This window comes from Cupriavidus sp. CuC1 (genome assembly GCF_044627735.1).
Classification (GTDB): Bacteria; Pseudomonadota; Gammaproteobacteria; order Burkholderiales; family Burkholderiaceae; genus Cupriavidus; species Cupriavidus ulmosensis.
In genome coordinates this window covers 1-21,043 of sequence record NZ_JBIUHC010000129.1, presented here as the reverse complement: position 1 = coordinate 21,043, position 21,043 = coordinate 1, and the positions used below count along the sequence as shown (strand labels likewise).

22 protein-coding genes, 1 tRNA gene and 2 pseudogenes are annotated in these 21,043 nt (G+C 62.4%); 18 read left to right on the top strand and 7 right to left on the bottom strand.

Translation table 11 applies throughout. The features are described 5' to 3' along the window. Window positions 1–46 precede the first annotated feature (46 nt). A complete protein-coding gene (locus ACGLHR_RS38170) occupies window positions 47–1,294 on the top strand; it encodes a Zn-dependent hydrolase (protein WP_400100592.1) in 1,248 nt (415 codons plus the stop codon). Between the two features lie 30 nt (window positions 1,295–1,324). Here the strand turns inward: ACGLHR_RS38170 and ACGLHR_RS38165 are convergent, their stop codons facing one another. Continuing rightward, on the bottom strand, window positions 1,325–2,164 hold the full coding sequence (locus ACGLHR_RS38165; protein WP_400100590.1) for an IclR family transcriptional regulator: 840 nt from the start codon (window positions 2,162–2,164) through the stop codon (window positions 1,325–1,327). A gap of 399 nt (window positions 2,165–2,563) precedes the next feature. Here ACGLHR_RS38165 and ACGLHR_RS38160 point away from each other — a divergent pair, with 399 nt between their 5' ends. The 5 genes from ACGLHR_RS38160 to ACGLHR_RS38140 all read left to right on the top strand — a co-directional run bounded on the left by ACGLHR_RS38160 (window position 2,564) and on the right by ACGLHR_RS38140 (window position 7,056). After that, on the top strand, window positions 2,564–3,262 hold the full coding sequence (locus ACGLHR_RS38160; protein ID WP_267606321.1) for a GntR family transcriptional regulator: 699 nt from the start codon (window positions 2,564–2,566) through the stop codon (window positions 3,260–3,262). 29 nt (window positions 3,263–3,291) lie between these two features. Then, window positions 3,292–3,969 carry a DUF2848 domain-containing protein gene (locus tag ACGLHR_RS38155; protein WP_400100588.1) on the top strand — a complete coding sequence of 226 codons (678 nt, stop codon included), beginning with the start codon at window positions 3,292–3,294 and terminating at the stop codon, window positions 3,967–3,969. Further along, on the top strand, window positions 3,966–5,300 hold the full coding sequence (locus ACGLHR_RS38150; protein WP_400100586.1) for an amidase: 1,335 nt from the start codon (window positions 3,966–3,968) through the stop codon (window positions 5,298–5,300). The genes ACGLHR_RS38155 and ACGLHR_RS38150 overlap by 4 nt, the downstream gene beginning before the upstream one ends. A gap of 107 nt (window positions 5,301–5,407) precedes the next feature. After that, on the top strand, window positions 5,408–6,727 hold the full coding sequence (locus ACGLHR_RS38145) for an MFS transporter (RefSeq protein ID WP_400100602.1): 1,320 nt from the start codon (window positions 5,408–5,410) through the stop codon (window positions 6,725–6,727). A 242-nt stretch (window positions 6,728–6,969) separates the two neighbouring features. Next, window positions 6,970–7,056 (top strand) — tRNA-Leu (locus ACGLHR_RS38140). Between the two features lie 146 nt (window positions 7,057–7,202). Here ACGLHR_RS38140 and ACGLHR_RS38135 read toward each other — a convergent pair. Continuing rightward, window positions 7,203–7,973 carry an alpha/beta fold hydrolase gene (locus tag ACGLHR_RS38135; RefSeq protein WP_400100584.1) on the bottom strand — a complete coding sequence of 257 codons (771 nt, stop codon included), beginning with the start codon at window positions 7,971–7,973 and terminating at the stop codon, window positions 7,203–7,205. 123 nt (window positions 7,974–8,096) lie between these two features. Between ACGLHR_RS38135 and ACGLHR_RS38130 the strand changes: the two genes are divergently transcribed. Further along, the gene (locus tag ACGLHR_RS38130) at window positions 8,097–8,933 is read left to right on the top strand and encodes an AraC family transcriptional regulator (protein WP_400100582.1); all 837 of its coding nucleotides are present in this window, start codon (window positions 8,097–8,099) and stop codon (window positions 8,931–8,933) included. Here ACGLHR_RS38130 and ACGLHR_RS38125 read toward each other — a convergent pair. Then, complete coding sequence (locus ACGLHR_RS38125; RefSeq protein WP_400100581.1) at window positions 8,923–9,492, bottom strand: VOC family protein; 570 nt, start codon at window positions 9,490–9,492, stop codon at window positions 8,923–8,925. The genes ACGLHR_RS38130 and ACGLHR_RS38125 overlap by 11 nt on opposite strands. 354 nt (window positions 9,493–9,846) lie before the next feature. Between ACGLHR_RS38125 and ACGLHR_RS38120 the strand changes: the two genes are divergently transcribed. The 4 genes from ACGLHR_RS38120 to ACGLHR_RS38105 all read left to right on the top strand — a co-directional run bounded on the left by ACGLHR_RS38120 (window position 9,847) and on the right by ACGLHR_RS38105 (window position 14,066). Beyond that, on the top strand, window positions 9,847–10,845 hold the full coding sequence (locus tag ACGLHR_RS38120) for a fumarylacetoacetate hydrolase family protein (protein ID WP_318233326.1): 999 nt from the start codon (window positions 9,847–9,849) through the stop codon (window positions 10,843–10,845). A 22-nt stretch (window positions 10,846–10,867) separates the two neighbouring features. Continuing rightward, window positions 10,868–12,025, top strand: coding sequence for an alpha/beta hydrolase family protein (locus ACGLHR_RS38115; RefSeq protein ID WP_400100578.1), 1,158 nt, complete (start codon window positions 10,868–10,870; stop codon window positions 12,023–12,025). Between the two features lie 219 nt (window positions 12,026–12,244). Beyond that, window positions 12,245–13,063: a tripartite tricarboxylate transporter substrate binding protein gene (locus ACGLHR_RS38110; RefSeq protein ID WP_267602232.1), complete on the top strand. Its 819-nt coding sequence runs from the start codon at window positions 12,245–12,247 to the stop codon at window positions 13,061–13,063. A 16-nt stretch (window positions 13,064–13,079) separates the two neighbouring features. Further along, complete coding sequence (locus tag ACGLHR_RS38105) at window positions 13,080–14,066, top strand: NAD(P)H-quinone oxidoreductase (protein WP_318233323.1); 987 nt, start codon at window positions 13,080–13,082, stop codon at window positions 14,064–14,066. Window positions 14,067–14,203: 137 nt separating this feature from the next. Here the strand turns inward: ACGLHR_RS38105 and ACGLHR_RS38100 are convergent. Both ACGLHR_RS38100 and ACGLHR_RS38095 read right to left on the bottom strand, forming a co-directional pair. Continuing rightward, window positions 14,204–14,385 (bottom strand): annotated as a pseudogene (locus ACGLHR_RS38100) (flavodoxin family protein); the annotation flags it as partial. Window positions 14,386–14,621: 236 nt separating this feature from the next. Further along, window positions 14,622–15,659 carry a depolymerase gene (locus ACGLHR_RS38095; RefSeq protein WP_400100576.1) on the bottom strand — a complete coding sequence of 346 codons (1,038 nt, stop codon included), beginning with the start codon at window positions 15,657–15,659 and terminating at the stop codon, window positions 14,622–14,624. A gap of 171 nt (window positions 15,660–15,830) precedes the next feature. On the opposite strand from ACGLHR_RS38095, the gene ACGLHR_RS38090 reads away from it, so the two are divergent. Both ACGLHR_RS38090 and ACGLHR_RS38085 read left to right on the top strand, forming a co-directional pair. Then, complete coding sequence (locus ACGLHR_RS38090) at window positions 15,831–16,175, top strand: M23 family metallopeptidase (RefSeq protein WP_400100608.1); 345 nt, start codon at window positions 15,831–15,833, stop codon at window positions 16,173–16,175. After that, a complete protein-coding gene (locus ACGLHR_RS38085; protein WP_400100574.1) occupies window positions 16,121–16,327 on the top strand; it encodes a M23 family metallopeptidase in 207 nt (68 codons plus the stop codon). The genes ACGLHR_RS38090 and ACGLHR_RS38085 overlap by 55 nt, the downstream gene beginning before the upstream one ends. A 79-nt stretch (window positions 16,328–16,406) precedes the next feature. On the opposite strand, the gene ACGLHR_RS38080 is transcribed toward ACGLHR_RS38085, so the two are convergent. Continuing rightward, window positions 16,407–16,946 (bottom strand): carboxymuconolactone decarboxylase family protein, encoded by a 540-nt coding sequence (locus tag ACGLHR_RS38080; protein ID WP_318233322.1) that lies wholly within the window; start codon window positions 16,944–16,946, stop codon window positions 16,407–16,409. Window positions 16,947–17,066: 120 nt separating this feature from the next. On the opposite strand from ACGLHR_RS38080, the gene ACGLHR_RS38075 reads away from it, so the two are divergent. Next, on the top strand, window positions 17,067–18,089 hold the full coding sequence (locus ACGLHR_RS38075) for a cupin domain-containing protein (protein ID WP_400100572.1): 1,023 nt from the start codon (window positions 17,067–17,069) through the stop codon (window positions 18,087–18,089). Between the two features lie 19 nt (window positions 18,090–18,108). Here the strand turns inward: ACGLHR_RS38075 and ACGLHR_RS38070 are convergent. Continuing rightward, a pseudogene (locus ACGLHR_RS38070) lies at window positions 18,109–18,269 on the bottom strand (SDR family oxidoreductase); the annotation flags it as partial. Window positions 18,270–18,543: 274 nt separating this feature from the next. On the opposite strand from ACGLHR_RS38070, the gene ACGLHR_RS38065 reads away from it, so the two are divergent. The 4 genes from ACGLHR_RS38065 (at window position 18,544) to ACGLHR_RS38050 (ending at window position 20,977) form a co-directional block, all read left to right on the top strand. After that, window positions 18,544–18,951 (top strand): CzcE family metal-binding protein, encoded by a 408-nt coding sequence (locus ACGLHR_RS38065; RefSeq protein WP_400100600.1) that lies wholly within the window; start codon window positions 18,544–18,546, stop codon window positions 18,949–18,951. Window positions 18,952–19,060: 109 nt separating this feature from the next. Then, a complete protein-coding gene (locus ACGLHR_RS38060) occupies window positions 19,061–19,357 on the top strand; it encodes a hypothetical protein (protein WP_400100570.1) in 297 nt (98 codons plus the stop codon). Window positions 19,358–19,535: 178 nt separating this feature from the next. Continuing rightward, entirely contained in the window at window positions 19,536–20,060 is a 525-nt protein-coding gene (locus tag ACGLHR_RS38055) for a DUF417 family protein (protein WP_400100568.1), read from the top strand. Window positions 20,061–20,566: 506 nt separating this feature from the next. Next, the gene (locus ACGLHR_RS38050; protein ID WP_400100566.1) at window positions 20,567–20,977 is read left to right on the top strand and encodes a CzcE family metal-binding protein; all 411 of its coding nucleotides are present in this window, start codon (window positions 20,567–20,569) and stop codon (window positions 20,975–20,977) included. Window positions 20,978–21,043 lie beyond the last annotated feature (66 nt).

The window sequence follows — 21,043 nt, the reverse complement described above, 5'->3', positions numbered from 1 at the left end:
CCCATCTGACTTCCCCGTCTGATTCCCAACCAACCGGCTTCCCGACATGGACCAGCAACACCTTCCCCGCATCAACGCAGCACGCCTGTGGCAATCGCTGATGGACCTCGCGCAGATCGGCGCCACGCCCAAGGGCGGCGTGTGCCGCATCGCGCTGACCGAGCTGGACCGCCAGGGCCGCGACCTGGTGGTCGGCTGGTGCCGCGAGGCCGGGCTCGAGGTGCGCACCGACGAGGTGGGCAACGTATTCGCGCGCCGCGCCGGCAGCGATCCCAATGCGGCGGCGGTGGCCACCGGCAGCCATATCGACACCCAGCCCTCGGGCGGCAAGTTCGACGGCAACTTCGGCGTGCTGGCGGGCCTGGAGGTCATGCGCACGCTCAACGACCTGGGCATGGTCACCCGCGCGCCGCTGGAACTGGCGTTCTGGACCAACGAGGAGGGCACCCGCTTCACGCCGGTGATGATGGGCTCGGGCGCCTTTGCCGGCGTGTTCGAGGCGGAGTTCATTCGCGCCCAGCGCGACCTGGACGGCATCAGCGTGGGCGAGGCACTGGCGCAGATCGGCTACCGCGGTGAGCAGCGCGTGGGCGAAGTGCCGGGCGGCATGTTCGCGGCCTATTTCGAGGCGCACATCGAGCAGGGGCCGGTGCTGGAAGCCGTCGGGCTGCCGATCGGCGTGGTCTCCGGCGCGCTCGGCCAGCAATGGTATGACGTGACCGTGACCGGCATGGACGCCCACGCCGGCCCCACGCCGCTGGCGCTGCGCCGCGACGCCATGCTGGCGGCGGCACGCATGATCGACGAGGTCAACCGCATCGCCGTGGCCGAGGCCCCGCACGGGCGCGGCACGGTGGGCTATGTGCAGGTCACGCCCAACTCACGCAACGTGATTCCGGGCCGGGTCGACTTCTCCGTGGACCTGCGCAACCTCTCGCAGGAAGGGCTGGACCGCATGGATGCCACCATGCGTACGTCGTTTGCGAAGATTGCCGAACGCGGCGCGGTGGAAGTGGCGATCAGCCAGGTGGTGAAGTTCGAGCCCTGCGTGTTCGCGCCCGCGTGCGTGGACAGCGTGCGCCGCGCCGCCGCGGCGCTGGGCCTGCCGCACATGGACGTGGTCAGCGGGGCAGGGCACGACGCCGTGTACGTGGCGCAGCGCGCGCCCACCGGCATGATCTTCGTGCCGTGCAAGGACGGCATCAGCCACAACGAGCTGGAAGACGCGCTGCCCGAGCACATCGAGGCCGGCGCCAATGTGCTGCTGCAAGCGATGCTGGAGCACGCGCGCTAAAGCACCTTAGCGCCAAAGCGCTTCAGCCTCTCAGTGGGCGATCGAACGCGAGATCGCCCACGCGCATTCGATCACCATCGGCGCCAGCTTCTTCTGCGCCTCGGCCATGCTCCAGCGGCTGGCCGGCGGCGATACATGCACCGCGCCCACGGCCTGCCCCTGGCTGTTGACGATGGCCGCGCCCACGCCCATATCGCCCAGGAACAGCTCCTCGTTGTTGCAGGCGTAGCCCACCTTGCGGCAAGCCACCACGGTCTCGAAGATCGCCGCCACATCGGTCAGCGTGGCCGGCGTGCGTGCCACGCGGGCCGAGTCCTCCAGCATGGCCATCACCCGATCGTCCGGCAAGGTGCTGAGATACGCGCGGCCGCTGCTGGTGCAGTACATGGGAATGCGCATGCCCACGGGGGTCAGCACGGGGATGTATTTCGACGTCATCAACTGCGCCACGTAGACCATCTCCAGCCCCACCGGCTCGGTCAGGTTGGCGGTCTCGCCGCTGGCATTGGCGAGCTGCGACAGGTAAGGGCTGGCGACCTGGATCAGCGCGTCGGCGCAGAGGTAGTTGTAGCCGATTTCCATCACCTTGGGCGTCAGCCGGAAGCGGCGCGTCTGCGGGTGCTTGGCCACGTATCCCAGCGTTTCCAGCGTATGCACGGTGCGTTGCGCGGAGCTCTTTGTCATGCCGGTCAGCCCCGCCAGTTCGGCCAGCGTGAGGGTGCGATGCACCGCGCTGAAAGCACGCAGCACTTCCAGTCCCTTCTCCAGCGACTGGTTGAAAAGCGGATCGGGGCGGGCGGCTTTTTCGTCGCTTTCCACGCCGCTGATCGTCGCTTCGCCGCTGTTTTCCTGATGGTCTTGCCGGGTCATGTTCGCGTTCCGCCGGGTCTTCGTACCGGTGACTGGCACCAGCGCTGGGAGGGCCTGCACCACGATGAATGCATATTGCACCAACATACGACTGAATCGATTATCGATTCATCGGATTTCCATCCATGATATGCGGGCTGGCTTCCTTTGGGAATAGCGGTGATGCAGCGAGGCATGCGATTTCGGAGCTTGGGCTACTTTGGCCAGGCTGGATCCCTTGTCCTGTCAGGCTTCCGAGGCATTTCCCGGAGTGCGGAGGAAGGAACGATGCAGGGCTTGCGCGGCAGGTAGCGCGGCCGATCACGCCACGCTTCAGTGTTTACCCGCATCCCCGACTTGTTGACGATCAGTGAAATATCAGACTAGTATCACAACAACTTCAACACTGCGGGCATCATCATGTCGAACCCGATCCGGCTGGTCGGCAGCGCCGATCACACCACTGAGCCAGCCTCGCGCGCCGCCACCGGCGCCGCGCTGCGCGAGCAGGCCTATGCCGAGATCAAGCGGCGCATCATTTCCTGCGAGTTCCGTCCCGGCGAGCCGCTCAACGAAGCCCAGGTTGCGGCTTTGCTCGGCATCGGCCGCACACCCGTGCATCAAGCGCTGCACCGGCTGGAAGTGGAAGGGCTGGTGTCGATCCTGCCGCGCAAGGGCGTGCTGGTGTCGCCGCTGTCGCTTAACGAAGTGCTCGACATGATCGAAGTACGCGCCACCAACGAAGTCCTGTGCGCCACACTGGCCTGCGAGCGCGCCCACGAGAGCGATCTCAAGGCCATGCGCGAGATCGTCGACCGCTCGCCCGACCTGATCGCGCGCCGCGATATCGCCGGCCTGGCCGCGCTCGACCTCAAATTCCATACCGCCATGTCGGCCGCCTCGCGCAATCGCGTGTTGGCCGACCTGCTGCGCGGCCTGCACGAGAAGCAAGCGCGCTTCTGGTTCCTCTCGCTGTCCGACCCGCAGCACCTGGAAAACGTCTACCAGGAGCACAGGGTGATCATCGACGCCCTGGAGAGGCGCGACGTGCCGGCAGTGCGCGAGGCCATCCGCGAACACATTGACGAATTCCGGAAAAACATCATCCGGACCATCTGACCGTTTTTCTCCGCAACAGGTAGCAAGCAATGCCGACACTTCAATTCCAGGTCGCCGGCGAGGGCGAACTCGTCCTCGATATCCAGCGCCTCATCATCGCCGGCTGGACCGGCCGCGACGCCGACGCCGTCAACCACCACATCCGCGAGCTCGAAGAGATCGGTGTCAAGCCGCCGACCACCGTGCCTTGCTTCTACCCGCTTGCCGCCTCGCTGCTGACCACCGACGCGCTGCTCGAAGTGCCCCGCGAGGACTCCTCCGGCGAAATCGAATTCGTACTGCTTGCGGCCAAGGACGCGATGTATATCGGCGTAGGCTCGGACCACACCGACCGCAAGGTCGAAGCCTACGACGTCACCGTCTCCAAGCAGATGTGCGCCAAGCCCCTGGGCACCGAAGTCTGGCGCTTCGACGACGTAGCCGCGCACTGGGACCAGCTGCAGATGCGCTGCTGGCGCACCCGCAACGGCCAGCGCGAGCTCTACCAGGAAGGCCTGGTGACGCGCCTGCTGGACCCGCGCGACCTGATCCAGCGCCTGACCGGCGAAGACAAGCTGCCGGTGGGCACTGCCATGTTCTGCGGCACGCAAGCCGTGATCGGCGAGCTGGGCAGCGGCGAAGCCTTTGAAGTCGAACTCCACGATCCGGTGCTCAAGCGCACGCTGCGCCATGCCTATCGCGTGGCATGCCTGGCGGTGGCGCCATGAGCACCCGGCTGCCAACCATCGCCGCGCTCGCCGCCGACCTGGCCGCCGGACGCACCACCAGCGTTGCGCTGACCGAGCAGGCACTGGCCCGCATCGACGACCACCGCAACCGCGGCGGCACCGCCTTCCTTGAAGTCGACGGCGCCGGCGCGCTGGCCGCGGCCCGCGCCGCCGACCAGGACCGCGCCGCGGGGCTGGTGGCATCGCCGCTGGCCGGGTTGCCGGTCTCCATCAAGGACCTGTTCGACGTGAAAGGGCAGGTGACCCGGGCCGGCTCGAAGGCGCTCACCGGCGAGCCCGCCAGCGCCGACGCGCCCGTGGTGGCGCGCCTGCGCGCCGCCGGCGCCGTGCTGGTCGGGCGCACCAATATGAGCGAGTTCGCGTTCTCCGGCCTCGGCCTGAACCCGCACTACGGCACGCCCCGCACCCCGTTCGACGAAGCCCGCATCGCCGGCGGCTCCACCTCGGGCGGCGCCGTCAGCGTCGCGCTTGACATGGCCGTAGCGGCGCTCGGCACCGATACCGGCGGCTCCATCCGCATCCCCAGCGCGTTCTGCGGCCTGACCGGCTTCAAGCCCACCGCAAGCCGCGTGCCGCTGGCCGGCGCCGTACCGCTGTCGACCTCGCTCGACTCCGCCGGCCCGCTGGCGCGCTCGGTTGCCTGCTGCGCCGCGTTCGACGCCATCGTCAGCGGCGAAACGCTGGACAGCCGTCCCGCGCCGCTGGCAGGGCTGCGCTTGCTCGTCACCCGCGATTTCGTGTGCGACGGACTCGACGCCGAAGTCGCGCAAGCCTTCGACGCCACGCTGGCCACGCTCTCCCGGCTCGGCGCGCAGATCGTCCCGTTCGATTTCCCCGAGCTCAAGCGCCTGCCGCAGATCAACGCCGCCGGCGGCCTCACGGCGGCCGAAGCCTGGCACTGGCACAAGCAGTTGCTGGCCGAGCGCGGCAACGACTACGACCAGCGCGTCGCCATGCGCATCCGCCGCGGCGAGCAACTCGGCGCCGCCGACTACATCGCGCTGCTGGCGGAACGCCGCGCCATGCAAGCCCGCGCCGCCGACCTGCTGCGCGAAGCCGACGCCTGGCTGATGCCCACGGTGGCCGTGCGCCCGCCGCGGCTCGACGCGCTGCAAAGCGACGAAGCCTTCTTCGCCACCAACGGCCTCGTGCTGCGCAACCCGAGCGTGCTCAATTTCCTCGACGGCTGCGCCGTGTCGTTGCCGATGCCGGCGGCGGAGCAGGGCATCGGACTGAGCGTCGGCGGCCTGAACGGGCGTGACGCGCGGGTGCTGCAGGTAGCCGGCGCCATCGAAGCCGCGCTGCAGTAGGAAGCAGCAAGCAGCAAGCCGTAACGAGCAGAAAAGACCGAGGGCCGCGACCAAGCAGCGCGGCCCCGCCAATCAACACCCAAGGAGTACCACCGATGTCTTCCGTGATGACCGGCGCCCCTGGCGCCCTGGAAAGCCCGGCCCACACCCCGGCCGAGCGCAATGAAGCCTACCGCAAGATCGCGGTACGGCTGATTCCCTTCCTCGTCTTCCTGTTCGTGCTCGCCTGGATCGACCGGGTCAATGTCGGCTTTGCCAAGCTGCAAATGCTGCAAGACCTGCAATTCAGCGAAGCCGTGTACGGTTTCGGCGCCGGCATCTTCTTCATCGGCTACTTCCTGTTCGAAGTCCCCAGCAACCTCCTGCTGGAAAAAATCGGCGCCCGCCGCACGCTCGCCCGCATCACCATCCTGTGGGGCTTCGCCTCCATGGCGATGATCTTCGTCAAGACACCCATGCAGTTCTACGCCCTGCGATTCCTGCTCGGCGTATTCGAAGCCGGCTTCTTCCCCGGCGTCGTGCTCTACCTCACCTACTGGTTCCCCGCCCAGCGCCGCGCCCGCATCAACGGCCTGTTCATGACCTCGTTCGCCATCGCCGGCGTCATCGGCGGCCCGCTCGCAGGCTTCATCATGAGCAGCATGGAAGGCGTCGACGGCCTCGCCAACTGGCAATGGCTGTTCGTCATCGAAGGCATCCCCTCCGTGCTCGCCGGCATCGCCGTGCTGATGTTCCTCCCCGAGAAACCCATCAGCGCCAAATGGCTCACCGCCAGCGAACGCGACCTCGTCACCCGCGAGATCGAAGCCGAAAACCGCGACCCCGCCAAGCACTCCTCCCTGCGCGCCGCCTTCACCAACTCGCGCGTGTGGATCTGTGCCGCCATCTACTTCTGCGTCGTAAGCGGCAACGCCACCATCGCCTTCTGGTCCCCATCCATCATCAAGGAGCTCGGTGTCAAGGGCAACCTGCAGATCGGCCTCGTCTCCGCCATCCCCTTCATCGCCGGCACCCTCGCCATGGTCTGGAACGGCATCCACTCCGACCGCACCGGAGAACGCCGCCTGCACTGCGCGCTAGCCACCCTGATGGCCGCCGCCGGCCTCGTCCTCACCGGCATGTGGCTGCACAGCGCGGTGCTCGCCATGGTCGCCCTCACCATCGCCTCCATCGGCATCCTCGCCGCCTTCCCGGTCTTCTGGTCGCTGCCCTCCGCCTTCCTCGCCGGCACCGCCGCCGCCGGCGGCATCGCCCTGATCAACTCCATCGGCAACCTCGCCGGCTTCGTCGCGCCCTACATGATCGGCTGGTTCAAAACCAGCACCGGCCAACTCTCGTCCGGCCTGTACTTCGTCGCCGCGCTGGAAGCCTGCGCCACGGTCCTCGTGCTGGCATTCATCAAAACCAAGGTCAGTGCGAAGGCATAGCCCAAGAGATGCCTCAGGCAGCACGAGGGGGCTGGATTCCAGCGGCGCTTTGCGCTAGAATCCGCTGCCTCGTTGCGCTGCATGCGCAAGGTGCGCCGGCAGCACGGGTAACACAAGCCAGGCGGGCAGTTTCAGCCGCCTGTTTGCTTTTGTGCTTTTGCGACAACCCTCACGCTGCCCTGGTACGCATGTAAAACAACGAGCACAGCGGCCTCCCGCCAGGGATGCACGCCGCAGGGACTGCGAGGGTGGCGAAATTGGTAGACGCACCAGGTTTAGGTCCTGACGCCAGCAATGGTGTAGGGGTTCGAGTCCCCTCCCTCGCACCAAAGTCTCTTTCCACACTATCCAAATCCACACCAAAGTAGGCCGCAAACCTAAGCCCCACAAGGGTTTCTAGGCTTTTGCACGCCCCGGCTTCCGTGTCGGGAAAGCCGCACAAAAACCCACGAAGCTACGCCTCATTTGTCGAAGTTCATATTTCCATTGAAAGAAAGCGCTCAATCGAACTGGCGAGCGCCACTGGCGTTTCGTCCATCGGATAGTGCCCTGCGTTCGGCATGACCTCGATGGATGCGTTCTTGAACCAGCGAAGCGTGGTGGCTTCCATCCGCTCGAGCGTCAAGGCGGGGTCGTGCTCCCCGACGACGATATGCAAGGGAGTGGACGACTCAGACACGCGCTCGGCGAAGTTGGTTTTTGCCCAGGCAACCAGGTAAGCAGCAAATGCCATCTTGTCGGACAGCTTCATGGAGCGCATGGCCATCCCCGCCACCCAATGCTTTGGCAAGCGTCCTCCCGTGGAGCTGTCGATGATCGCGCGTCGCGCAGCTTCATCCTCTGCCGCCGCGGAAAACAGCGACCAGGTCGCTTCGTCAAGCGGCATGCCGCTTGCGGGAACAGGCGTGATGGCGAAGAGCCGGCCGACCCGGTGCGGTGCCTCAACCATCACACGCTGGATCGCCATGCCGCCCATTGAGTGGCCCATCAGGTGAAAGCGGTCCCATCCGAGCTCGTTGGCCAGCTGCATCGCATCCTGGGCGATTTCATCCATCGTCCATTCGCCCGGAACGTCGATGCGAGCGCCATAACCCCGATAGTCGAGGTAAGCTATCGTGTAGCGGCTGCTATCGAGCAAGTCGGCCAGAGGCTTCCACGCCTGGGCGTTGCCGAACCAGCCGTGCAAACCAATGACATGGATCGGGCCGTGGCCGAGCACGAGGGCATTCAAGGTAGTCTTCAGCATGGGTTTGTCCGCGCAAGAGGATGAGGAGCAGGGTAGGGGCAACCCACTGGCACCGCTATCCCTGCCGTCCGCTGGCTTACCGGATTGTCCGGACTTCAAGTCCGCGCGAAGGAGGGGGCAGAGATGAAAGACACAGCGCGTTCTGTGGCTGTGCAAGGCGCGTTTGGTCGCATTGGCACTCACACGACGCCGAGGGCGCTGGTTGAGCATGCACACAACGAATTCAACTTCGTGTTCAAGCTCGGCGGCTCGGACACCGGATTTCGCGTAGGGCGCAAGACGTGTCAGTTGACTGATGCGTCTGCCATCGTCATCAACCCCTGGATGCCCCATGCAAAGCTGGCGAGCGAGGCAGGGCCCACCACGGTGTTCACGGTCCTGCTCCATCCCGCATGGCTGGGCGAACTGCTGAAACTGGGTCCTCTGCCATTGGTTCGGCTATTCGGCGAACCTTGCGTGGCGCTCACCGCTGATATTCAGAGTATCGTTTTCCGACTGTCGGCATCAATGAATTCCGGTGCGCTGCTTGGCGAAGCCATGCACGAGGGACTCGTGGGTGAACTGGCGATCGCCGTCACTGATACCTATGCCGCATCCGACATGCGCACCAACTTCCATCGACGTGACCGACCGATGGACGCTCGAATCTCGCGGGCAGCGGTGCTGATCAAGGACCAGGCAAAGCAGAACCCCAACCTGGACGATATCGCCGCTCAGGTGGGTCTTTCTCGCTCGCGCTTCTTTGAGCAATTCAAAGCATGCGTCGGTGCGTCGCCGCAGCAATTCATGGATTGGGCTCGCATGGCGGTGGCCACCCGATTGCTCGCCGAAACGAAGGAGAGCGTTGCCGAGGTTTCAGACGAATTGGGTTTCGCTGCGCCCAGCCACTTCGCACGTTTCTTCGCTCAGCACATGGGCGTTCCACCCGGCGAGTTCAAGCGCGGGGTGATCAGCGAGTAGATTCATTCGATGCACGATTGCGCGCATAACCGGTCTTCGCGCCAAACAGCTTTTCGCGCTGGGACCAGTCGTGCGTCTGCTCCCACAAGGCGAGCACGTTAGGTGCCTCGGCCTCGAACTCTTTAAGGCGCTCGGGAGCGCAAGTGTTTGTCGTGAGTTCCAGACGATGGCCGGAAGGGTCAAAGAAGTAGATCGACGTGATGAAGCCATCGTGATCCGTGGGCCCTACCACCTCGAGTCCGAGCGTCTCGAAGCGAGTTTTTGCCGCCATCAGCACGTCGGTGCTCTCAACCTGGAACGCGAAGTGCTGGATCCAGTCTGGCGATGTGCGATCTTTGACGTCCCCCGGGTCGTTGGGGCATTCGAAGAAGGCGATGCAGCTACCGTCCTCCATCTCGAAAAAGATGTGGATATGAGGACTGTAAGCGCCAGTGGATGGCACATGGTCCTCGCCCATTGCATGTGAGAACTTCAAGCCCAGGACTTGGGTATAGAAATCGACCGTCGCTCGTGCGTCCACGCAGCGGTAGGCAGCATGATGAAGTTTTTTGCAGAGCATCGTTGGTCTCCGGGGGGATGGTTAGTGAAGGATCCATTGGCATAGTTGCCGGTGCTGGCGGCAACCTGCCCCAAGCGCGCAATTTGTCTCTGGATGCGTTCCAGCATCGCCTCGCCATTGGCACTCGAGTAGCCGATGTCCAAGCCCCTTTGGACTCGGGATATGTGCACTGCAGTCTAGAAATGTTCGGCGCGCGGGCGATAACGGCTTTGTCCGGCGAGTTACCCAATCGTCCGGAATTGCGCGCCCCGCAATCGGTCGGACAATTTGATCTGTTTCCGGAGCCCACGGTTAGCGCCAATTGGTCGTCGATCTCTATAGTTGCTTCGCCCACACAACGACATCGACGCACCCATGAAACTTGCTACTCTCAACAACGGCACTCCCGACGGCCAGCTAGTCGTGGTCAGCCGGGACATGCGCACAGCCAGCGCGGTGCCAACGATCGCGGCCACAATGCAAGCTGCTCTGGACCGCTGGACTCAGGTCTTGCCCGGTCTGCAGCGCGTATATGAGCGGCTCAATGCGTCGGACTGTCCGGATGCATGGCACTTCGATCCGACCGCCGTCGCTGCGCCGCTGCCGCGCGCATACCAGTTCCTCGATGGCAGCGCCTATCCGTCACATATGGCGACAGTCCGGAAGGCCAGAGGCGCCATCATGCCGGCAGGGTTCGAGACCACGCCGCTTCTCTATCAGGGAAACTCTGACCGCTTCCTGGCCCCAACTGAGCCCATCCTGCATGCGCAGGATGAAGGCTACGGCATTGACTTCGAAGCTGAGGTTGTCGCGGTGACCGGAAACGTTCCCCAAGGAACCCGTTCAGCATCGGCTCGCAGCGCGATCCTGCTGCTGGGGCTGCTCAACGACACGTCCTTGCGCGGGGTGATTCCTGACGAAATCGGCCGAGGCTTCGGCTTCATGCAGGGCAAGCCGGCGCGCACGATGGGGCCTGTGTTCATCACCCCCGATGAGGCAGGCCCGTTGTGGGACGGACGTCTGTTATCCGGGCGCTATGTTTGCGAAGTCCGCGGTGAGCGCATCGGCGAGCTGGACCCAGGCATCGACGCGATGTTCGGTTACGACGACCTGATTGCGCACGCGGCGCGCACGCGGGATCTGGGGGCCGGCACGGTACTCGGGCTGGGCGCCATCGCCAACCTCGACCGCCGTCGCGGATGCGGCTGCATCGCCGAGCTCCGAGCCTATGAACAGATCGAGCAAGGACAGGCGCGCACACCATTCCTGCGTTTCGGCGATGACGTCTATCTCGAGCTTTTTGCTCCCGAGGGGACAAGCCTGTTCGGTGCCATCCGCCAGCGCGTGGGGCGCTTTGTGTCCGTCTCAGGCTGACCAACATTTGGAGGACGTCATCATGTTTCAGTACTTTCCCGGCAATTACATGTGGTCCTTGGCCGTCAACCGCGCCCTGGTCAGCGGTGGGCACTTGGGAGAAATCCATTGGGCTTGCGAGCCGCTGCGTGAGGCCTCCGGCCCGGACGGACACGGCGATAACGAGGCTTGGCACCATGCCTGGCTCAAGCTCGCTCGGCAGCTCGAAGGCATCGCCAGCGAAGCTGCCAGCGCAGGGCACAAGGTCACTGCACGCGACCACTACATGCGCGCGGCGCTCTATTATCAATGGGCAGAAGCGTTCTTGAAGCCGAATGACCCGCGAGCCAAGTCGACCTTCGCGAAGCACCTGGAAGCGTTTGCACTAGGGGCTGTACGCTTCGCCCCCCAGATCCAGATCATCGAGATTCCGTTCGAAGGCAAAGTGCTGCACGGCTACTTCGTTCCGGCGGCAACCGGTGACGGCCCACGGCCGGCGGTCTTGCTCTCCGACGGTCTGGACGGCACGAAGGAAGAGATGGTGTATGTGGCATTGGCCTTGTCGCAACGCGGCATCTCGACACTGGCCATCGATCATCCTGGGCAGGGCGCAACTCTGCGGCTGTCCGGCCTGAAAGCGCGGCATGACTCGGAGGTGGCGGCAGGAGCGGCAGTGGACTACCTTGTGAGCCGCTCTGATGTCGACTCGGAGCGCATCGGTATCGTGGCAGCCAGCATGGGCGGCTACTACGCGCCGCGCGCCGCTGCTTACGAGAAACGCTTCAAGGCCTGCGTCGCCTGGGGCGCCGTGTACGACTACCACAGCGTTTGGCTGCGCCGCTTCCAGGTGCAACCTGGGAAGCCCGTTTCGCTTGACGTCAAGGCCGCGCTAGGCACGACGGGCGATCACATTCTGCACATCCTCGGGGTGAACAGTTTCGACGAGGCATTACGCGCACTGGAGTCGTTTCACCTGCGCGAGGCTGCGCAAGACATCCATTGCGACATCTTGATTGTGCATGGGGAAGACGACAAGCAGACTCCCCTGAGCGACGCTCAGAAGCTGTTCGATGCGATCGGCAGTACGAAGAAGACGATGCGTGTATTCACGCGTACCGAAGGCGGAGCGGCTCACGTGCAGCTAGATCGGCCAGAGCCGGCGCTGAGCCTGCTGTGTGACTGGCTGCTTGACCACCTGTGATCTCAAGCTCTCGGGGCTGGAGCCTCGCGCTTCTATTCTACATGTCATCACGGAGACACAAGTATGCAGTTTTCCCGCAGACACCTTGCCGCGGCTGTGGCCGGAGCAGTGTGGCTCCTGAGGGCTAGCATAGCCTCTGCAGAGCCCTATCCGAGCAGGCCAATACGGATTCTCGTTCCCTATACAGCCGGAGGGGGAGTCGACCTGATCGCGAGAGCAGTGGCCGAGCCGCTTGGCAAGCGCCTGAAGCAACCCGTTATCATCGAGAACAAACCGGGAGCCAACGGGGTCTTGGCAACTCAAGAGGTTGCAAGATCTGCGGCCGATGGTCATACCCTGGTGATTGGCGTCCCGGCCACCATTGCCATCAACCCAAGCCTTTACAAACTGAGCTTCGATCCGATCAAGGATCTGCGCCCCGTGGCCCAATTGGCAATCGCCCGCTTTGTCATCGTCACAGCACCCAGTAGCGGTATCCAGTCGCTGCAACAGTTGATCGCGCAGGCGAAAGCCAATCCAGGCAAGTACAGCTATGCGTCATATGGCAACGGATCCGCGCCCCATCTGGCAGGGCAGATGTTGACGACGACTGCCGGGGTCGATATCAACCACATCCCGTACAAAGGCTCGACAGCAGCGTTGTTCGACGTGATCAGTGGGCGGGTCAGCTTCATGTTCGATGTGGTGGCGAATGTCCAGCAGCATGTGCAGGCGGGAACGCTGAAGGTCATCGCCGCAGCAGGCGAGCAGGCACCACCGCAGTTCCCGAATGTGCCCACGGCCCAGAGCGTGGTGCCCGGCCTGGCGCTGGACGGCTGGGTTGGCGTGTTCGCGCCAGTCGGCACGCCGGCGGCTGTTGTTAATCGGCTGAGCACCGAACTGAATGAGGTGCTTAAAGAGCAGGGCCTAAAGCGCAGACTCACTGACCTGGGCTTCGACGTTGTAGGAAGTACCCCGGAGCAACTGCTCGAAACCATCCGCAAGGACCACGCCACATACACCAAGGCGGTGCAGAGCGCAGGCCTTCGCAATGAATAAAGACAAAGGAGATACCATGATTGTTGTCGATGTCCCCCGCCACGGTGGCCCCGAAGTCCTCAGTGTCCAGGAGCGCCCGGAGCCCAAGCCCGCAGCGGGTGAGGTGCTGATTCGCGTGCAGGCGGCCGGCGTTAACAGGCCGGACGTCATGCAGCGCGCCGGGATCTATCCGATGCCTCCCGACGCACCGAGCGTGCCAGGTCTTGAGGTGGCTGGCACCGTGTCGGCTCTGGGTGACGGCGTGACGCACTGGAAGGTCGGCGATCGAGTCTGCGCCCTGCTCATCGGCGGCGGCTATGCGGAGTACGTTGCTGTTCCGGGAGGTCAGTGCATGCCGATTCCGGGCGGGATTGACATGGTACTGGCGGCAGCATTGCCGGAGGCCGCATTCACCGCTTGGAGCGCACTGATCGAACATGGCCGCCTGAAAGCTGGTGAAAACCTGCTCGTTCATGGGGGAACCAGCGGCGTGGGATCATTGGCCTTGCAGTGGGCCAAGCACCTGGGCGCTAAGATATTCGCAACCGCCGGCAGTGCCGAGAAATGCAATGTGTGCCGGTCCTTGGGCGCCGACGTCGCGATCAATTACCGCGAGCAAGACTATGAGCGACTGGTCAACGAGCATACCGACGGTCGGGGTGTCGACGTCATTCTGGATATGGTGGGCGCGCCTTACTTCGCGAGGAACCTGGCGGCCATTGCGCGCGACGGTCGTATGGTCTACATTGCCCACCCAATGGGCCGAGAGCTCACGGTGGACATTGGAACCGTAATGATGAAGCGTGCCTACATCACCGGTACCACGCTTCGTCACCGGACGCTTGAGCAGAAGGCCGAGATCGCTCGCGAGATCGAGGCGACACTGTGGCCATTGGTCGCGGATGGGCGCGTGCGACCGCTGGTCAACCGCGTGTTTCCACTGCGTGACGCAGCCGAGGCGCATTCCCATCTGGAAAGTGGCGACAACATTGGCAAGATCGTTCTACAAGTCGACGGCGCGTAGGGTGTTGGCTACCCATGTCGGCTAGTGTTTCGCCAATCGGCCAGCCGTGTTGACTTGAGGATGCTCACGGGTCTACACGGCTCTGCAAGCTCGACTTCCGACTTGTGGCGCACCATCTCGTCGCGCTTGAGTTCCCCGATACCGTGTTCGGCGCTTTTGAGGCAGCGCCAACCGGTGGCATGCCCTCGACCTGACGCAGCGGATTCTGCGCGTCGCTGCCGACACAGATCATCGCCGCATACGGATGGCTGTTCACACGCTCAAGTGCTGCGTAATAGCAGCGATCGAAGCAGTCCTTCATCAGCCCAGTGTTCCCGGCATCCAACACAACTACCTCACTGCCATTTGCACCCACAGCGCGTAGCGCCGACCGCCGTGGCGAGTTGCATCGCTGGCCATCGTCGGGTAACTTGGCAAGAGCCGACGTTCAAACGACCGAGTGATCGTGTGGACCGACGACGCTCTGTGGCCGATCTCTGCCCGTGGTCGGGGCCCGGTAGCACGCTGTCCCTCCAGCTCCAGTGACACCCCGCAAAGGGGCGATTCCGATTTGCTTTACGGTTTCGCGAGCAACCGGTCAACCATGGCGTTGACGGCACTCATTTGCGAACCCGATTTCAGCACGTAATCGGCGCCGGTATAACCGAACCAGTCCCAGCAGCCTCGTGGATTGAAGGGGACGGTAGACGCATTCACCTGTGGGTACAGCACAAGGATGTTGTTCGTGTCCGCCCAATTGTTGAAGTTCGTCTTCGCGTAGAAATCATCGCCGACCACAGCTTCGGACTGCTTGCACCCATGGAATGCCACGTGGACTTTGCACGTCGCTCCCTGATCGCATGACTTTGGTACATAGAGGAACCCCGTATCCGCCATGCCTGTCCCGGCCGTCGCGAATTCGCGCTGGTCGAATGGCACGATTCTCCCTGTCAGACTCTTTGCCGGCTGCTTCAGTGTGCCGTAGATCTGCTGAAGCAACGCGCCAGCTTGGTCGTACTTCTGCTTGGCGACTGCGCAGTGACTGATATACGGGGATGCGTTATCGGAGCACACGTTGCCGAATGCCGGCGTGATAAATGCATGGCCGGCAGCCACATTGTTCACATACTGCAGGTTCCATGCAGGAACGCCGGCTTCCTTGAAGAATGACACCGTCGCGTCGACCGCCTGCTGGTAGACGACAGTATCCTTGGTTCCGCTAAACACATAGATCCTGGCCTTCTGCAGATTCGATAGCGGGTCAATCTGACCGAGCGACGCGAATCCCTTCGCGGCGGTTACCATCAGGGCTGGATTCGGCGGCACGAACGGCACCTGCCCCATGCAGATCGTCGTGTTAAGGATGTTCCCGGCCGCGCAGTAGTATGGGCCTCCTGCCACCACACCGGCACCGACAACCGAGCCCGAGTAGGCGACTTGGTACTGGACTGCCATGAAGGCGCCCGACGATAGGCCGGAGACTGATGTCTGCGACGGGTCGCCAGCGTAGGAGGGCAGCGCATTGGCGGCCAGCGTCTTCAGCGCGTCAGGCCTGCTCAGCGTAAGGGTAGCGATACCGTCGACAACGGCGAGAGACAGCGTTTCGTAGTTCATTTGCTAGGGCTCCAATCGTGATCGTCAGTTCTCGTCGTTCCTGCTCATGCGCAGCCGCGCGCTGATAAGACACTGAAGCCGCTTGAAGCTGACGCCGCGCGGGCCAGCTCGCATGCCTTAAACCCCGCGTGACCGCCCCCGATCACGGCGAACTCGGTGGTGTAGATACGCTTGACCACCCTGCCTGCGGTGTGCGGCTTCCCACGTAGCGCGCCGTCTTTCGATATACGAGAGGACGTGCCCGAACGTCGGACCGCCGAAGTCGAGATTGCTTCGCCGATCCAGTGTGAAGCCCGCATCAGTTCCGCGTTTCGTATCCGTGTGGATCCCGTCAGCGGCGGCATTCGGGTACACACCGGTGTCGACCTGGCGGCTCGCCACGCCACGCCGGTGGTCGCGGCTGGTGCGGGGACCATCGCCTTTCTCGGTGTCGACAAACGTGGATATGGCGGTATGTCGTCGTGCAACATGCCGCCGGCTATTCGAGTTGGTATGCTCACCTGTCTACCCTTGTAAAGGGACTGCGCATCGGCACCCGTTTGTCGCCAGGGCAGTTGATAAGGTCTGTTGGTCAGTCCGGAAGGGCTACAGCGCCGCATCTGCATTTCGAAGTCAGATTCAAGAATCTGCCCATCGACCCCGCCGCGGCACTTCCCGGTAAATGCTGACGGGCCTGGGTATGGCGTCGTGGTCATCTGCGGCGGGTCGGGGAGGACGGCTCGCGCTTCGTCCTCCCCGGCTGCCGCGTCAGTTCGCCGAAGGGAAATCCAGGTCCGTGTCGTTGACGCGATTGAACGTGTTGGTGAACACGGTCAGGCCGATCGTCAGCGCGATGTCCGCCAGTTGCGCATCGTTGTACCCCACACTGCGGATCGCGGTGAACGCCTCATTGCCGAGGGTCCCGCTCGTTTCCTGGATCGTGCGAACGAACTGAATCAGCGCGTCACGCTTCGCGTCGCCGGTGGACTCGCCTGCACGAATGCGGCGAACCGTTTCGGGCGACAGCCCGACCATCTTGCCAAGCATGACGTGTGCGGCAACGCAGTAGTCACAGCCAGTCAGTTCGCTGACCAGCAGCTTGATCGTCTCCAGGTCTTGCTTGCTAAGGCTGCCGGTGGCGAGAGCCCCCTCTGCGTTCAGTACTGCCTTCAGCGTGGCGGGCGCAATGTGACCGAGCGCTGCGAAGAGGTTGGGGACACTTCCGCCCGTCGCGCGCTTGACCTGTGCGTAGACTTCAGCGGTGGCACCAACTGCTGAATCGACTGCGGGTACGGTGATACGGCTCATGATTGACTCCTGAAGAGATCGGTTAGGTGAGGCTCTAGTGTAGGTACGCAAAGTGATCTTGCCGAGGCCTTGAATACTCATTAAAATGCTCTAAAGTATCACCACCACCGTCTCGGAATCATGTCATCTCCCAAAGACTGGCTGAGCAGATTGCTCGAAATCATGACTGTCACAGGACAGCTCGACGTCCGATGTGCCTACGGCTCGCCATGGCGCGTCGTCTACGAGGACTTTCAACCGGGCGAAATTCCATACCACGTCGTGCTCAACGGCTCGGCGATTCTCGAAGGGCTGGCCAGCACCGCGCCAGTCGTGCTTCAGGCGGGGGATATCGTGCTGTTGCCACACGGCTCGGCACACGCGCTCCACGACGGCAGTGGCCGCCAGGCCGGGCCCTCACGCGAGCGAAGCGACATCAACGTGACAGTCAGTGAGAATGACGGCCGGGGGGAACGGCTCGACATGCTTTGCGGCCGCTTCTTTGTCGCGCCGCCGCATGACCGGCTGGCGCGCGAGTTCCTACCGACATCACTTGTGGTCAGAGCCTCGGCGTCTGAGCCGGCAGGCGGCACGCGGGCGCGACTCACCAGCCTGATGGAACTAATGCGAGGCGAATCCCAGGGATTTCGCCTGGGTGGGCATGCGATGCTCAACGCACTGTCGACGATGTTGTTTGCACTGAGCATGCGTCTGGCGAGCGAATCGGACCAACCCCCTACGGGCCTTCTGGGCCTGGCTGGGCATCCGCGGCTAGCGCCAGCGATTGCCGCGATCTTCAACGAGCCCGCGTTTCCGTGGACGGCGCCCGAGCTCGCGCAGCGCTGCAATATGTCACGCGCGACGTTCATGCGGCAGTTCCAGCACAGCTTCGGGCGCACCGCCCATGACTTGCTACTCGCCGTTCGCATGAGTCTGGCGGCAAACGCGCTAAAGAATCCCATGATGAAGACGGAGGCGGTGGCAGAAGCTGTCGGATATCAATCGGTCGCTGCATTCCGGCGGGCATTTACAGAGTTGCTGGGCATGACGCCCGCCCAGTGGCGTCGAACCATCAGCGCTCCGTCGCATGCCAATGAGCGTGCCGATGATGAGGGTCTTCCTTTGGACGAGTCGCCTGTAGCCGGGTACGAGCCAACGGAGTAGCGAGCTTGCGCCGACGGCGCTAGACCGGCGACTTTCCGACCGACGCGCCGCCGTCGACGAAAGCGTCTGACCTGTGATGAGCGCAGCGTCTTCTGACAGCAGGTGCAGGGATTCGATTGCCGTGGCGATCTCATCGGGTTCGCCAAAGCGATTCATCGGCACACTGGAAAGAAATCGCTTCTACCCCGTCTCGCCAGGCATAAATCCTGACTCCTGGCGCAATCTTGCATCCAGGGAAAGTCATCTTTCCATCGCGCGGAAATTGTCCGCGTTTGCGACGCTCGCCTGGCAAAGCAAAGCCCGCCCCGGCGGGCTTTGCTTTTCGAAGGCACAAGCCAAGCGGCAAAGAACGAAAGAGCAGCCGTCTGATACTTTTGAGCAGTATCTTGACTCGTTCGGGCCTCATCAAGCTCATGCGCAGGACATACAGTACAGGTCACCAACAACCTCCTTTATGGAGTCAACGATGACCAGACATTACCGAGGTACCAGAACTCCTCTTGGCAACGCTGTACGTCTCATGGCGGTCGCTGCACTGGCTGCGGTAAGCGCAACCTCCTTCGCGGCTCAAACGGTTGAGCCGGGATGCCCGCAAACATTCTCCGTCGCCAGGCTTTTCGGCGAACCAGCTTCATCTGTCGATGGCGCGCGAACAGTGCGAATCACACCGCAGACCGGGGCGGTTTCAGTGCACGCGGGAGAAACCGTCCGCTTTGACTTCGGAGCTACGTCCGCCGCTTGGACCTTCGCCGCCCGCCCAGGGAACACGGTTGTCGAACTAGTCAGCCTACTCCCTGGTATCCCTGCAGCAAAAGGTATCTGGGTCCACCAGAACGGTTCAAATGCATTTTCTGGTCATTGAAGACCTAACGGGACAACCGACTGTAATGGATCCGGTCATCCCATTCATTGGTGGCGTACAGCGAGCAAAGCGTGCGCGATTCCAAAATAAATAACACTTGAAGTTCATCATGAAACTGCTCACCAGAGCCATTGTTGCGAAAACCATTGTCTTGACGCTCGGCGCGGCGGCGACCGTTGCACATGCAGTACAGGGCGACTACCCGTACGAAAAGAACGCCCGCATTGCCGGCGCCTGGAGCCCTTACGCATCTGCCGGACGCAGCGTTACGAATAAGCATGATCCGTTTGTCGATGGCTCTCGTTCCTTTACCGCAAGCCCAGTGACGAGCCTGCGGATCCGGGTCAGACCTGCGAGCTTAGCGTTGCCAGCCAGTCCATTCGGTTTGGCATTACATGTGGCTTGATACGTTCGAGCATGTTTTCGAGTCGATTGAGTATTACAAAGATCACTCCTGACGCACATACTCGTCTCACTGATGAAGCGAACTGTCGAAAGGAGTTTCCAATGTCGCACATTCGAATCCTTGCACTTCAACCCGGCACCGTAGCCGGAGGGTTCACAGCTCCAACATGGAGGAAATCATGAAGTACATCATCGATATACTGGGTCGTTCGGGTCTTCTGAAGCGCGACTTCGATTACCATCTGCTCCGCGCCGCGATGGTGATCATATTCGCGTGGTTTGGCTACGATAAATGGTTCGAGGCCGAAATCAGAGGGCTGCTGCCAATGATCAACCACGGACCGCTGATCTTCTGGATGATCCCTGTCTTGGGCATTAAAGGCACGAGCATGTTCCTGGGGGCCGCAGAATGGACCTTTGGCTCGCTATTGCTCTTGGGATTCTGGAACAAGAAACTGGGGGTGCTGGGCGCGCTTGGTTCAACTTTCAGCTTCGTTGCCACGCTTACGATCATGCCATTCGTTCCTGGCGCATGGGAAGCTGCCGCTGGCGGTTTCCCCGCGATGACCATAGTTTCGGCCTTCCTTCTGAAGGATCTTGTGCTGCTGGTCGTCTCTGTCTATCTGCTTAAGCAGGACGTTGCCCGAGTGATTGAATCCGAGGCGCTGTCGTATAGCGGAACACTCGTCACTGCTGCGAGTTGACAGCGCACTGAGAGGAACGCAGTACGGGTGCCCGATCAGGATGCCGTGTGTATTGCATTAGCAGAAGCGCGCCGGGCTATGGCCTGGCGCGCTTTCTCTGTCTTGCTTCCGCGCAAGTTGCCATGGCGTCACCCAACCCAAAGCGTCCTGCGCGGCACTAGGCCGACTTGGGATTGTGGTACAGAGGTCGCTGGTCACAAGCGGCGGCAGCGCTTCTAGTGGTCGCCAGCGAGAGGCCAGACCGGTCAGAGGCGCTGGATGTTGGTGCGAGGAGATTTGATTGCTCGCAGTTTTCGAAGTCGGCGGCGCTACAGTGGTGGGGCCAGGGATGGCGAGGCCAATGCAACCTTGAACTCATTGGCTGTGTGCGATGACGCAAACAGCGAGGCCTTCCCCGATCAGGCAGATCAAAGCGATACTTTTGAGCATCAGGTTGAGAAACGCGAGTCTCAACGTCTCAACAAGTGCGTGCACAAGTCATAAAGTACGGTCACTAACAACTCCTCATGGAGTCAGGGATGACGACTAAGTATCGAAATGCCGTAAGTCGTAACGTAGCGCTTCCAGGGGCCGCGGCGCTGGCACTCTTCGCTGCGACTTCGATGGCGGCTCATGCGGGTGGGCCCGGTGTAGAAAGGGTGTCTTCTCTTGCTAGACATTTCGGTGAGCGAGCTCTGTCCGTGGAAGGCGCGCGAACGATCATCGTGACTCCGGAAACTAGGTCTGTCCAGGTGCAACCCGGCGAAACAGTTCGATTCGACTTTGGAACAACGTCTGCGGGCTGGAGCTTCGCGGCCAGGGCCGGCAATGCGGTAGTGGAACTTATCAATCTCTTCCCAGAGATCCCCGCAGCCGAGGGCGTGTGGGTTCATCAAGACAGTTCCAGGGTATATCGAGGTGTCCTAGCAGGCCGCTGAAATACCTCCGACCGAAGTCAGCGCTTCGAGTGGCTGAAGCGTTGATCTGAGAACCCCACACCCTAC